A 12804-nucleotide genomic window follows, 5' to 3' on the forward strand; every position below is an offset into this window, starting at 1 on the left:
CTGCGGATTCAGGATGTCCATGGTTTTTTTGACCCGGCTCAAAACGCTGGGGGCCCGCTTTTCTGCCTGGCATCTGCGCTGGCTAAAACGCTGTTTGCTCAGCGTGCTGCTCTTGCTCGCGCTGCTGGCGCTGGGCTGGCAAACCTGGCTTATTCCGCGCCTGAACAGTTATAAACCCTGGCTGGAAACCCGCCTGAGCCAAAGTACCGGCTTGCCGATCCAGATTGGCCGCTTAAGCGGCGGCTGGCAAGGGATACGCCCGCAGCTGACGCTGGAGCATTTTACGGCCCGCAACAGCCGCGGCGAGGTGGCGCTGGAATTTGCCCGCATGCAGGGCGCCTTATCATGGTGGCGGCTGGCCTTGGGGCAATTGCATTTCAGCTCGCTCACTTTGCTCTCACCTGAGTTGGTGATCACCCGGCTGGCCAATGGGCAGTGGCAGATCGGTGGCATTACCTTGCCGCAAAATCATAGCGATTCGGGCGACCATCAATTACTGAATTGGCTCATCGCGCAGGGCGAGGTGGAAATCCGGCAGGGGCGCTTGCAGCTGCGCGATGCGCGTGGGCTGTGGCCGGCATTACACACCCGCGATCTGCAGCTCACCATGCACAACTGGTTTGGTCGTCATCGCTGGTTGCTGCGCTTGCGCCCCGAGCAACTGCTGGATACCCCGTTGGAATTACAAGCACGCCTCAGCGGCGATGATGTGGGTGATCTGGCCGACTGGTCTGGCACCGTGGCCTTAAATCTCCCCAAGGCTGATCTGGCTCGCCTAGCCCCTTGGCTGGCGCCTCTGAGCCCACAAGCGCAATTTGCCAGTGGCAAAGGCGCGCTGAAGCTGGAATTTGAACTGGATGAAGGCGCTTTGGCCGGGCTGGATGCTGACCTGCAGTTGAGTGACTGGCAAATCCGCTTTGCGCATTGGCCCACCTTTAGCTTGCCGCAATTTGCTGGGCAATTTAGCTGGCAGCAGCAAGGTGCAAAGCAAAGCTTTACTCTGCGTGGCCAGCGGATTGTGGGCACCAGTGGCGTGTTATGTCAGGGCTGTCAGTTAAACTGGCAGCGTGATGCCGATGGCCAGAGTTTGCGTGCGAGCGCATGGCAATTAGCCGGCTTGAATGCCTATGCAGCTTATCTTCCGGCGCCGCTGGCGAGCTGGCGCAATGCCAAGCTGGGGGGCGAGCTGAGCCAGCTGCAACTAGCCTGGCCCGGGCATTGGCCATGGCGCGCCGGCGCGCCGCTACCGAGCTGGCGCAGCCTGCAGGGTGAGCTTGCGGCGAGTAATCTCAGCGCTAGCCAGTTGCCGGGGGCATTGGCCTGGCAAAACCTCAATCTAGATGCCGAGTTCAAGCCTGATAGTGGCCGCCTCAAACTAGGTGGGGATGGCGTGCAAATCAGCTATCCCGCCGAGTTTAGTGAAGGGTTGCAATTTGATCGCTTGGCCAGCGAGTGGCAGTGGCAACGCGCAGGTCAGGGCTGGCAGTTGCAATTGCAGGGGCTGAAAGCCAGCAATCGCGATCTGGCGCTAGATACCAAAGCCAGCTATCGCTGGCCGGGGCAAGGGCTTGGGCAGGTGGATCTGCAAGCCACGATAGCGCGGCTGGCTGCCAATCGGGTGCATGCCTACTTGCCGCGGGAGATCGGCGATGATGTGCTGCACTGGCTGAAAGATTCGCTCAAGGGCGGTGAGGCCCGCAATGCGCAGTTTGTCTGGCGCGGTGAAGTGGCTGATTTTCCGTATCCTGCCAACACGCCGGCGGCCCAGCGTGGCGTGTTTCGGGTGGTGACCGATGCGCGTGATGTCACGCTCAATTACGGGGCAGACTGGCCGGATATCACCGGCATTCAGGGCCAGGTGGAAATTCAGGGCACCGCGCTGCAAGTGCGGGCGCAGCAGGGCAACATCACTGGCACCCAGTTGCACGAGGTGAAGGTCGATATTCCGCAGCTGGATCACGACCCGCATGTGCTGGTCACCGGTAAGGTCAGCGGTAAGACGGCCGATTATCTGGAGTTTGTGGCTAAAAGCCCGGTACGGCAGGCCATGAATGGCTTTCTGGATCGCCTGCAAGCGCAAGGCCATGGTGAGCTGAGCTTGCGGCTGGATATTCCGGTGGAGAATATCGATGCTACCCAGGTGGAAGGGCAATATCGCTTTGCCGGCAACCGGCTGGATTTCGGCGCCGGCATTCCGGTGCTTGAGCAGGCGCGCGGCGAAGTGCACTTTACCGAGCATGAATTAAAAGTATTGCCATCCAGCGCGCGTGCTCTGGGTGGGCAAGTGCAATTGAGCGGCGCGAATGCCAGCAATGGCGATCTGCAGCTGCAGCTTAAAGGCGACGCCGATGTGCAACGTGCGATGCAGGAATACGCGCCAGCACTGGCGACGGGCTTAAAAGGCATGGTGCCGTTTCAGGCGCAACTGGCCGTCAGCCCGGCGCATTTTGAGCTGAATTTGAATTCGGATCTAGCCGGCGCAGCCATCAGCCTGCCCGCGCCCCTCACCAAAGCCCAAGGCCAGCGGCGGCCGTTTAAATTACGGCTGGCCGATCAGCAGGGCCAATCGCGGTTGGAATTTAGCTACGATCAGGCGCTGAATGCGGCGCTGCTGCTTGGCGACGAAGCCAGCCAGCTGCGCGGACAGCTGAATTTAGGCCATGCCCGCAGCCCAGCGGCCAAGGCGCAGCTGAATGAGCAAGCCAAAGGCATCCAGATTGCCGGCAGCTGGCCCAATTTCTCGGCCGAGCATTGGCTGGCGCTGGCCGGCGTGAGTGAGGGCCCAAGTTCGGGCGCGAGTAATCTGCCGCCGATCTTGCTGCAAAATGTGGGCTTTGATGAGCTGGATATTTGGGGTCAGCGCCTCACCGACGTGCGTCTGAACGCGCAGTTGCAGCCTAAAGCCGTGCAAGCTCATCTGCAAAGCCAGCAAATGAGCGGCGAGGTGAACTGGCAATTGGCGCAACATTTAGTGCAGGCCAAGCTAAGTAAACTTTGGCTGCCGCTCAAAAGCGTACCGACTGCCGAGCGGCTGCGCCCCGCCGCGCTCACGGTGGCGCCGGCGGTGGAAGAAAGTCTCTTGCCCACCTGGCAGCGCTTTCCCGCTTTGCAGCTTACCGCGAGTGATTTTCGCGTGAATGGGGTTGAATTTGGCGCGCTCAAAATCAATAGCAAACCGCAAGCCAATGGCATTGATTTTAATGAACTGAGCCTGCGCAACGCTGATGGCGAGGTGCAGCTCTCGGGCGCGTGGTTGCAGCAAGGCAGCGTGGAGAAAACCCAGGCCAGCCTACGGATCGAATCGGAAAATACCGGCAAATTACTCAAGCGCCTGGGCTACCCCGAGGCACTGAAAGATGCGCCGCTGCAACTGCAGGGCGAAGGGCAATGGCAGGGCGCGCCGTGGGCGCCCCGCTGGAGTAGTGTGAATGGCAAGCTGGCGCTGAATGTCGGCGCAGGGCAGTTTTTGAAATTAGACCCCGGCGTGGGGCGCTTTTTATCGGTGCTCAGCCTGCAGGCCTTGCCGCGCCGGCTGAAACTCGACTTTAGTGATGTGTTTAGTAATGGCTTAGAGTTTGATCGCATTCGAGGCGATGTACTGATCGAGCAAGGCGTAGCGCGCACCAATAATCTGCATATCGACAGCCCGGCGGCCAAAATTCGCTTTACTGGCGATGCCAATTTTATCGCCAATACCCAGAATTTACGGGTGCGGATTGTGCCGAGTATCAGTGGCGCGGTCGCGTTGGGAGTGACGGTGGTGAACCCGCTGGCGGGTCTGGCGACGTTGGCGGTGCAATCGGCCTTGGATAATCCGCTGGGCGAACTGGTGGCATATGAATTTCAGATCGAAGGCAGTATGAGCGAGCCGAAAATTCGCAAGGTTGGCGTACAGCCGGCCAAGCCCAAAGATATTGCCTCGGGTATCTTGCGCAAAGCATTAGATTAATTGGTGTATCAAGCAATACGGAGTAGGGGTATGCAAAGCTGCCGATTTGCCAGTATTCAGATGATCTCCGGCCCGGATGTCGCGGCCAATCTCGCTCGGGCGGGGGCATTGATCGCTCAGGCGGCGCAGGCCGGGGCGCAATGTGTGGCCCTGCCGGAATATTTCGCCATCATGGGCGAGCGCGACACCGACAAATTGGCCGTACAGGAAGACTACCAGCCACAGCCCTTGGTGCAAGGCAGCGGCCCGATTCAGCAATTTCTGGCCCGCATGGCTCAGCAGTATGGCATTTGGCTGGTGGGCGGTACGGTGCCGCTGCGTAGCGAGGAGCCCGCGCGGGTGATGAATAGCTGTCTGGTGTATAGCCCAGCGGGTGAGTGCGTGACGCGCTACGACAAAATTCACCTGTTTGGCTTTCAAAACGGCAGCGAATGTTTCCAGGAGGCCGACACCATTCGCCCTGGCACCAGCGTGGTAACTGTGCCCACGCCCTTTGGCCGTCTTGGGCTGGCGGTGTGTTATGACCTGCGTTTTCCCGAGCTATTTCGCCAAGCGGGTGAGGTGGATATCTGGGTGGTGCCGGCGGCCTTTACCGCCACCACGGGTCGTGCACACTGGGAAATCCTGCTGCGGGCGCGGGCGATTGAAAACCAGTGTTTTGTTGTGGCCAGTGGCCAGGGCGGCACCCACCCCAGCGGACGCAGCACGTTTGGCCACAGCATGTTGATCGACCCGTGGGGGATGGTGCTGGATGTGCTGCCCACGGGCGAAGGGGTGGTGCTGGCTGAATTGAAAGCCAGCCAGGCCGCGCGGGTACGGACAATTTTGCCGGCCCTGCGCCATCGTGTGCTTTAATGTTCACTTTGCGCCGCGCCGGATCGGCGCGCGCTAAAACTAACTGTTGTAAAGGATGACCATGCCTGCTTCGTTTGATGCCGCCCACCTCGACCCGTTTGCCCTTGCCGAGCGCCAGCTGCTGGCCCCGGCTGCGCTGGATGAAGCTGCTTTGCAGCAGGTGTTGGGGCAAATCATGCAACACGAGGTGGATTATGCCGATTTGTATTTCCAGTACAGCCGCTCCGAAGCCTGGAGCCTGGATGAAGGGATTGTAAAATCCGGCAGCTTTAATATTGATCAGGGCGTGGGCGTGCGGGCCGTCAGTGGCGAGAAAACCGCATTTGCCTATTCCGATGACATCAGCCTGCCGGCGCTCACTCAGTCGGCGCTGGCCACGCGGGCGATTGGCCGACAAGGTGGGCGGGGTATTGCCGCGCAGCCCTATCAGCAAAAAGGCTTGCAGCTCTATACCCCTAAAGATCCGCTCGCTAGCCTAGATGAAGTCGCCAAAGTTGCCTTGCTGGAAAAAGTGGAGCAAATCGCACGCAGCCTTGATCCACGGGTGGTGCAGGTGATGGCGAGCCTGGCGAGTGAATTCGAAGTGATTTATGTCGCGCGGCATGATGGCCATCGCGCGGCCGATGTACGCCCGCTGTGTCGCTTGTCGATCAATGTGATTGTGGAGCATAACGGCCAGCGTGAGCAGGGCAGCGCGGGCGGCGGCGGGCGCTTTGATTACGCCTATTTCACTGATGCCGTGCTGCTGGATTACGCCAAAAAAGCCGTCGATCAGGCCGTACTCAATCTGGATGCCCGCCCGGCGCCTGCCGGCGAAATGACCGTGGTGCTGGGCAATGGTTGGCCGGGTATTTTGCTGCATGAAGCAATTGGCCACGGGCTGGAAGGCGACTTTAACCGTAAAGGCAGCTCGGCCTTTGCCGGCCGGATTGGTCAGCGCGTGGCAGCGCCGGGTGTGACGGTGGTGGACGATGGCACATTGGCGGATCGCCGTGGCTCGCTGAATATCGACGATGAAGGCAATCCAACCCAGCGCACGGTACTGATCGAAGACGGTATCTTGCAAGGCTATATTCAAGACAGCCTGAATGCCCGGCTGATGAATACCGCCATCACCGGCAACGGCCGGCGCGAAAGCTACGCCCATCTACCGATGCCGCGCATGACCAATACCCTGATGACCAACGGCGAGTGCGAGCCGGCCGAGATTATCGCCTCGATGGAGCGCGGGCTATACGCGGTGAATTTTGGTGGCGGCCAGGTGGATATCACCAGCGGCAAGTTTGTATTCTCGGCGGCCGAAGCCTGGTATGTAGAAAACGGCCAGCTGCTGTATCCGGTGAAAGGTGCCACTCTGATCGGTAACGGCCCGGATGTCCTTACCCGCGTGTCGATGATCGGCAACGATATGGCACTGGATCCGGGCGTCGGCACCTGCGGGAAAGACGGCCAGAGCGTGCCGGTGGGCGTGGGCCAACCGACGTTGCGCATCGATGGCGGGCTCACTGTCGGTGGGACTGCGGGCTAATGGCGCTGACCGTCCGCCCGATTCAGGCTGATGAATACGACACCGCCGCCACAGTCGCCTGGGCCTCGTTTCAACATTTGGCGGTGCAATACCAGAGTGCGCAAGGCGCTGCGGCTATTGCTGCCATTTGCAGCGCCCCGGAAATCCGCGCCCGCGATGCGGCCGGCGCCGCCACCTGGGTGGCCCTGGTGCAGGATACGATCATCGGCCTGATTCAAGTGCGGGGTGATGGGCATATCACCTTGCTGTTTGTGCTGCCCGAGCTGCAAAGCCGCGGGGTGGGGCGCGCGCTGATTCGCGCCGCAGACGCGGTCTGCCCCTTGCGCAGTGTAAATGCCAGCCCCAATAGTGTGATGGCTTATATGCGCTATGGCTTTATGCCGATTGCCGCCCAGCAAACCAGCGAGAACGGAATCAGCTATCAGCCCATGCAGCGCAGCTAGCGCGCCTTTGGCCGCCACTGCATGGCTTTTTGCGCGTGGGCGACTATGCTGAAGTGTTAGAAAACTTCAGATACAGCGCGCAATGGACTTCCTGCTGGACGACGCCCCACGACAAGGGGAAGAAAAACTCCCCCCCTGGAAAGTGGCCGTCATCGACGATGAACGCGATATTTTCGAAGTGACCCGGCTCTCTCTGGCGCGGGTGAAGGTCGATGGCCGCCCGCTGGAATTGCTGTACGCCGATAGCGGAATCAGCGGCTATGAGCTACTGAGCCAGCATCCCGATGTGGCGGTGGCGTTTATCGATGTGGTGATGGAGTCGCCCGAGGCCGGCTTGTTGCTGGTGGAGAAAATCCGCTCGGAAATGAATAACCGCTCCTTGCGGATTATCCTGCGCACCGGCCAGCCCAATCAGCACCCGGAAGAAGTCGTGATTCAGGAATACGACATCAACGACTACAAAGCCAAAACCGAGCTCACCAATATCAAGCTCAAAACCTGTATCTACGCGGCGATCCGCTCTTATCGCGACATCATCACCATCAGCAATACCCAGCAAGGGATGGAAAAAGTCATTTCCTCCTCACAAGCCGTATTACGCAGCCGCACCCTGCATCAGTTTGGCTCGGCCGTACTGCAGCAATTACTGGATCTACTGAATATTCAAACCAGCGAAGTGTATCTGGTTTCGCAATCAACTGATTTATATGGTGATAAGGTCAATACGGTGCTGGCCGCCACGGGTGAGAATATCCATATCGCCGACGATCTCAATGGCCCCTCGCTACCCGATCATGTGCGCGAGTTGGTCAATTTTATGTGCGATGGCGGCCAGAATCAGCTGCCTGATTATGCGTTTCTGGCCAATTTTGAAGTCGGCACAGATGCCACCAATGTGCTGTATGCCAGCCTTTGCCAGCCACTGGATGAATTACAGCAACGCTTGCTGCAAATGTTTGCCAGCAATGTGGCGCTGATTTTCGAATCGCTCTACACCAAAGAAAATATCCAGGAAACGCAAAAAGAGTTGTTGCTCGTCATCGGCGATGCGATTGAACAACGCTCGAAAGAAACCGGCATGCATGTGCGGCGCGTGGCGCTGATGTGCGAGCTCTTGGCGCATAAACTCGATATGCCGCAAGACTACTGCGAAACCATCCGCTATGCCTCGCCGCTACACGATATTGGCAAGATCGCGATCCCGGAAACCATTTTGCATAAGCACGGCAAGCTCGATGCGCAGGAATGGGAAATCATGAAAACCCATGCGGATCATGGCTATCAGCTATTGAAAAACACCAAGCGGGTGATTGCCAAAATGGGGGCGATTATTGCCCGCGATCACCACGAAAAATGGGATGGCAGCGGTTACCCACGCGGCCTGGCTGGCGCGGCGATTCCGCTCGAGGCGCGCATTATGGCGGTGGTTGATGTGATTGATGCGCTGGCCTCGCGCCGCTCTTACAAAGAGCCGTGGCCGGATGCAGACATTATCGCCTTGCTGCAGGCTGAACGCGGCAAGCATTTTGATCCGCATTTAGTGGATGTGGCGCTGGCCGCCTATCCCGAATTTGTGGCGATTCGCCAGCAGCTGCCCGATCCGGAGTAAAGCATAGTGTTGCGGCGCGCCCAGGCCGGCGTCATTTTGATTGTGGATGACAGCCCGCTCAATCAGAAAATGCTCAGCGCCATGGTTGAAGGCCTCGCCGAAGTGCATTGTGCCAGTGATGGCGAGCAGGGCCTGCTGCTGGCGCAGCAATTGCACCCCAATCTGATTCTGCTCGATGTGGAAATGCCGGGCATGAATGGCTACGAAGTCTGCCGGGCGCTGCGCCATCAGCCCAATTTCGATAGTGCCATCATGATCATCACCGCCCACCGTGGTGATGAATACGAAATCAAAGCGCTGCGTGCCGGCGCGGTGGATTTTGTCAGTAAGCCATTTAACGAAGATGTGGTTAAAGCGCGGGTGAAAACCCATCTGCTGCTCAATCAGCAAACCCGCTATCTGCAATCGCTGGTGAATCTGGATGCCCTGACCGGGGTGTTTAATCGCCGGCACTTTAATGAAGTGTTGCTGCAGGAATGGCGGCGGCATTTACGCCTGCAAATGCCCTTGGCGCTGGCCATGGTCGATGTCGATCATTTCAAACGCTTTAACGACAAACTGGGGCACCAGGCGGGCGATGATTGCCTCAAATCGGTAGCGCAGTGCCTATCGCGTAGTGTGCGCCGGCCTGGCGAAATTGTTTCCCGCTACGGCGGAGAAGAGTTTGCGATTATTCTGCCGGCCATAGGCCCTGCCGATGCACTGTCGGTCGGGCAATGGTTGAGTGATCAGGTGGCCGGGGTGGCGATTGCCCACCCGGATCGCGAAGACGGCATGCCCACGGTAACGGTCAGTGTGGGCGTGTGTGCGATTACCCCGCGGCTAGATGCTTCGCCCAAATGGTTGGTGGCTGCGGCCGATGCCGCGCTGTATCTGGCCAAGGAAAAGGGGCGCAATCAGGCCTGCTTGGGTGAATTCCCGCATTCGGCCTGAGGCGCTAGCAGCTGCGTTACATGCGCCTGCAATTGCGGGTAAAACGCCTGAAAGAGCGCACCAAACTCCGCATAATTGGCCTGCAGATCCAGAAACCCCGCCGCAAACGGCGTCGGGCGACTAAGACGAAAACGGGCAAAGCCGGCCAGTACCCGCTCAATGCGTGCCAGCTCGCGATAGCCGCCCAGCCAGTCTTCCTGCTGCATGGCGGGTAGATTGTGTTGCAATCGCGGAGGTAGATAATTCCAGTGGCTAAACAGCTCGGCGTACACTTGCTCAGTAAACGTCGTCAGCGGTTGCGGATGCCATTGGCTCCAATCGCGGGCCAGAAAATGATCAAAGAAGATATCCAGCAAAATCCCGGCAAAACGCTGCCGGCTGGGGTGGAACCAAGGCCGCGCCGCGCGGATCAAAGGATGCTGATCGGTGTATTGGTCGATCTGCATATGCAGGCGTAAGCCAGCCTGCAGCGCCGGTGGTAAATGCCCGGCGTAGGCCGGTTTGATAAAATCACCCAGTAAATTGCCGACGCGCGCTTGCGCCTCATCCGGAGCCAGATGTAAATGAGCGAGATAATTCATGAATCCTTGTTGGTCCTGCCTACTGAGGACGAATTGGCTGCCACCATGGCCCGCGCCCGCGCCTTGATTCAATCGCAGGCGCTGTTGTCGGGGGCGCTCGCTGCGGTGCCGGTGCCGGGGCTGGATGTCGCCGCCGATATGGCCATTCTGGCCAAAATGGTAGAAGCCATCAATCGTGAATTTGGGCTGGCCGCTACGCAAGTTGAGCAATTTAGCGCCAGCGAGCAGCAATGGCTGCTGCAGCTGGCGCGGCAACTGGGTAATCCGCTGATCGGCCGCTATGCCAGCAAAGCGCTGATTATGCTGGCGCTCAAACGTGCTGGCGTGCGGCTGGTGAGCAAGCAGGCGGCCAAATGGGTGCCGCTATTGGGCCCTGTAGTCGCAGCCGGCTTAAGCTACACCGCCATGCGCATGCTGGGTGAGGCCCATATTCGCGACTGCGCCGCGCTGTGGCAACGGGCGCGCCAAGCGGCCCCAGCGCGCTGAGCCGGGGCGATCGCCCAAACTGCAGTAGTCCGCTTGCTGGCCCTGCAATCAAGCCGCCCGCTCTGCAACTTCGGCTATGGCTGACTTGCCGCCGCTCGTTGAACGACGACCGCCACCGCCGACTGGTCGCCGCGCGCTAAAGCATGGACAATAGCGCTTTTGCATTGCGGTAGGCTGCCATGTCGCTTAATACCATTGAACACCTGATTATTCATCAACTGCACAAAGAGCCCAGTGGCCCGGCGCGAGTGGCGCTGGCGCCGGCTGCATTGGCGATTACACCCGCTGCGCAACGGCTGGTTGATCAATTGTGCGAGCAGTATGGCACGCGCAATGGCAAAGGCTTTGGCCAGTTTGCCGATGATGAAACGTTGCTGATGCCGCAACTGGTGCGCCGCTTTAGTCAGGAAAATAGCCTCGATTTCACCGGTTTTTCTCGTGAGCTGATGGCCGAGCTGCAAACCCGCATGGAGGCCGAGCCACTGGCTAGTGGCGGTTATGTGCTGGTGGCGCAGGTGAATAACGCAGCGATGCGCTTTATATTTATTGCGCTGCTAAGCGAAGTGATTGGTACGGCGGTGAATGATGAGCTGCAGGTGATTGATAGCATTCACCTGGATATGCAGCATTTGCGCGTAGCGGGACGGATTGACCTCGGCAGCTGGCAGGCGGGCGGCGAGCGCTATGTGAGCTTTTTACGAGGGCGCGGCGATGTGGCTGGCTATTTCAAGCAGTTTCTTGGCTGCCTTGATGTCAAAACCCCGCTGAAAGAAACCCAGAAACTCGTGAAAGGGCTGGAAGCCTTTGCCAATGAGCAAGCCATTGCCGGTGATGAGCGCGATGAGCTCTTTCAGCGCGCGCACAGCTATCTGGATGCCTTGGGCGAAGGGCAGGGCGAAGTAGCGCTGGCGACGGTTGCCGAGCAGGTGTTCCCCACCGCGCCAGCCCAGCTGCAGGCTGCGCTAGAAAACGAAGAGCTGGGCATTAATGATGGTTTCGTGCCTGATCGGCGGGCGATCAAACCGCTGATGCGCTTTAAGGCCAATGCGCCGCAATGGAAAGTGGAATTTGATCGCGCCAGCCTGCGCAGCGGGGCGGTGATTTACGATAAATACAGCGATACACTGGTGCTGTCGAATGTGCCGGAAGAGCTCAAGCAAGCGCTATTGGCGCAATAAGCGGGGTATTGCTTGCTGATTATTATTTCATCTGGCCTACCGGCTTATACGCTAGGTGGGTATTAATTGCCGGCCCCGCATTCTGCACGCGCCGCCTTGCGCGCCGGTTTTCAGGCCACCTTGCCGATGCAAATGGGCGTGGCTCCGTTCGGGCTGATTTTTGGCGCGCTGGCCATTAGCGCCGGCTTGCCCGGCTGGGCGGCGGTGGCGATGTCGCTATTGGTGTATGCCGGCTCGGCGCAGTTTCTAGCGGTGAGTTTGCTCGCCAGCGGCGCGGACTGGCCGCTGATTGTCTTCACCACGATGATTGTGAACTTGCGCCATGCGCTCTACAGCGCCAGCCTGCATACCGAGCTGGCGCCTTTACCTTTCTGGCAGCGCGCCGGGCTGGCGTACTTCCTCACTGATGAAACCTTTGCCGCCATGCAATTGGCGCGCCAGCAGCAAGTGCAGCCCTTGGGGGTGTTTATGCTGGGCTCGGGGCTGTGCAATGGCGGCAGCTGGCTGCTTTCCACTATAGCCGGGGTGCTGCTCGGGCAGAGTGTGCCGGGCCTGGCGAGCTGGGGGCTGGAATTTGCCATGGTGGCTACTTTCACCGGCATTGTGGTGCCGCTGTTGATTAATCGCGCACAAATTGCCGCTTGCGTGGCTGCAGGGCTGACTTCGCTGCTGACCTTATCATTACCTTATAAGCTGGGTTTGCTGCTGGCGGTGCTGGCCGGGATTTGGGCTGGTATGCTGGTGGCGAATCGGGGTGGTGCGGCGCTTGCGGGGGTATTGCCTGTAAAGCCTGATAAGGAAAGCATTTGATGAGCATACTGGCAATGAGTATCCCAGAAATTGTACTGATGCTGCTCGGCATGGCGGTGGTGACTTATGGCTTGCGCGTGCTGGGGTTTATCCCTGGCATGGCGGCGCGCCTGCCGGCGAAAGTGCAGCAGGCGCTGGCTTTTGTGCCGGTGGCGGTGCTTACGGCCATCGTCTTGCCCGAAGTGCTCCACGGGCCGACCGGCTGGCGCTGGACGCTGGCCAACCCCGCACTTTGGGGCATGCTGGCTACGGCGCTGATTATGGCGCGCACCCGCCGGCTGATGGCGGCCATTGCGGTGGGCATGCTGGTGTTTTATCTCTTGCGCGCTCTCTGGGGCGCCTGATCCCGCTGGGCCGGTTTTTCAGGTAAAATCCCGCCCAATCAATCTATTACCCAACGGCTTTGGTTTTTCCATAACCAAGGCCGTTTGC

Annotated in this window: 11 protein-coding genes; 10 read left to right on the top strand and 1 reads right to left on the bottom strand. The window is 59.1% G+C overall.

The genetic code is table 11. The features are described 5' to 3' along the window. Nucleotides 1-13: 13 nt before the first annotated feature. The 6 genes from QV747_RS01420 to QV747_RS01445 all read left to right on the top strand — a co-directional run bounded on the left by QV747_RS01420 (nucleotide 14) and on the right by QV747_RS01445 (nucleotide 9317). Nucleotides 14-3949, top strand: coding sequence for a YhdP family protein (locus QV747_RS01420; protein ID WP_273428154.1), 3936 nt, complete (start codon nucleotides 14-16; stop codon nucleotides 3947-3949). Between the two features lie 30 nt (nucleotides 3950-3979). Further along, the gene (locus QV747_RS01425) at nucleotides 3980-4804 is read left to right on the top strand and encodes a carbon-nitrogen hydrolase family protein (RefSeq protein WP_273428152.1); all 825 of its coding nucleotides are present in this window, start codon (nucleotides 3980-3982) and stop codon (nucleotides 4802-4804) included. Between the two features lie 55 nt (nucleotides 4805-4859). Beyond that, nucleotides 4860-6332: a metalloprotease TldD gene (tldD, locus tag QV747_RS01430; protein WP_373317252.1), complete on the top strand. Its 1473-nt coding sequence runs from the start codon at nucleotides 4860-4862 to the stop codon at nucleotides 6330-6332. Further along, entirely contained in the window at nucleotides 6332-6775 is a 444-nt protein-coding gene (locus tag QV747_RS01435) for a GNAT family N-acetyltransferase (protein WP_051258683.1), read from the top strand. Before tldD ends, QV747_RS01435 begins: the two co-directional genes overlap by 1 nt. An 82-nt stretch (nucleotides 6776-6857) precedes the next feature. Continuing rightward, nucleotides 6858-8384: an HD domain-containing phosphohydrolase gene (locus QV747_RS01440; protein ID WP_034618669.1), complete on the top strand. Its 1527-nt coding sequence runs from the start codon at nucleotides 6858-6860 to the stop codon at nucleotides 8382-8384. A 6-nt stretch (nucleotides 8385-8390) separates the two neighbouring features. Beyond that, nucleotides 8391-9317: a diguanylate cyclase gene (locus QV747_RS01445; RefSeq protein WP_273428144.1), complete on the top strand. Its 927-nt coding sequence runs from the start codon at nucleotides 8391-8393 to the stop codon at nucleotides 9315-9317. On the opposite strand, the gene QV747_RS01450 is transcribed toward QV747_RS01445, so the two are convergent. Beyond that, nucleotides 9281-9898 carry an ACP phosphodiesterase gene (locus QV747_RS01450; RefSeq protein ID WP_273428141.1) on the bottom strand — a complete coding sequence of 206 codons (618 nt, stop codon included), beginning with the start codon at nucleotides 9896-9898 and terminating at the stop codon, nucleotides 9281-9283. The genes QV747_RS01445 and QV747_RS01450 overlap by 37 nt on opposite strands. Between QV747_RS01450 and QV747_RS01455 the strand changes: the two genes are divergently transcribed. From QV747_RS01455 to QV747_RS01470, 4 genes are all read left to right on the top strand, one after another. Beyond that, nucleotides 9881-10384: a hypothetical protein gene (locus QV747_RS01455; RefSeq protein WP_051258685.1), complete on the top strand. Its 504-nt coding sequence runs from the start codon at nucleotides 9881-9883 to the stop codon at nucleotides 10382-10384. The genes QV747_RS01450 and QV747_RS01455 overlap by 18 nt on opposite strands. Nucleotides 10385-10563: 179 nt before the next feature. Beyond that, nucleotides 10564-11562 (top strand): nucleoid-associated protein, encoded by a 999-nt coding sequence (locus QV747_RS01460; protein WP_273428136.1) that lies wholly within the window; start codon nucleotides 10564-10566, stop codon nucleotides 11560-11562. 66 nt (nucleotides 11563-11628) lie between these two features. After that, on the top strand, nucleotides 11629-12372 hold the full coding sequence (locus QV747_RS01465; protein ID WP_273428133.1) for an AzlC family ABC transporter permease: 744 nt from the start codon (nucleotides 11629-11631) through the stop codon (nucleotides 12370-12372). A 14-nt stretch (nucleotides 12373-12386) separates the two neighbouring features. After that, the gene (locus QV747_RS01470; protein ID WP_273428131.1) at nucleotides 12387-12716 is read left to right on the top strand and encodes an AzlD domain-containing protein; all 330 of its coding nucleotides are present in this window, start codon (nucleotides 12387-12389) and stop codon (nucleotides 12714-12716) included. Nucleotides 12717-12804 lie beyond the last annotated feature (88 nt).

It is taken from the genome of uncultured Chitinibacter sp. (assembly GCF_945957625.1).
In the GTDB taxonomy this organism is placed as follows: Bacteria; Pseudomonadota; Gammaproteobacteria; order Burkholderiales; family Chitinibacteraceae; genus Chitinibacter; species Chitinibacter tainanensis.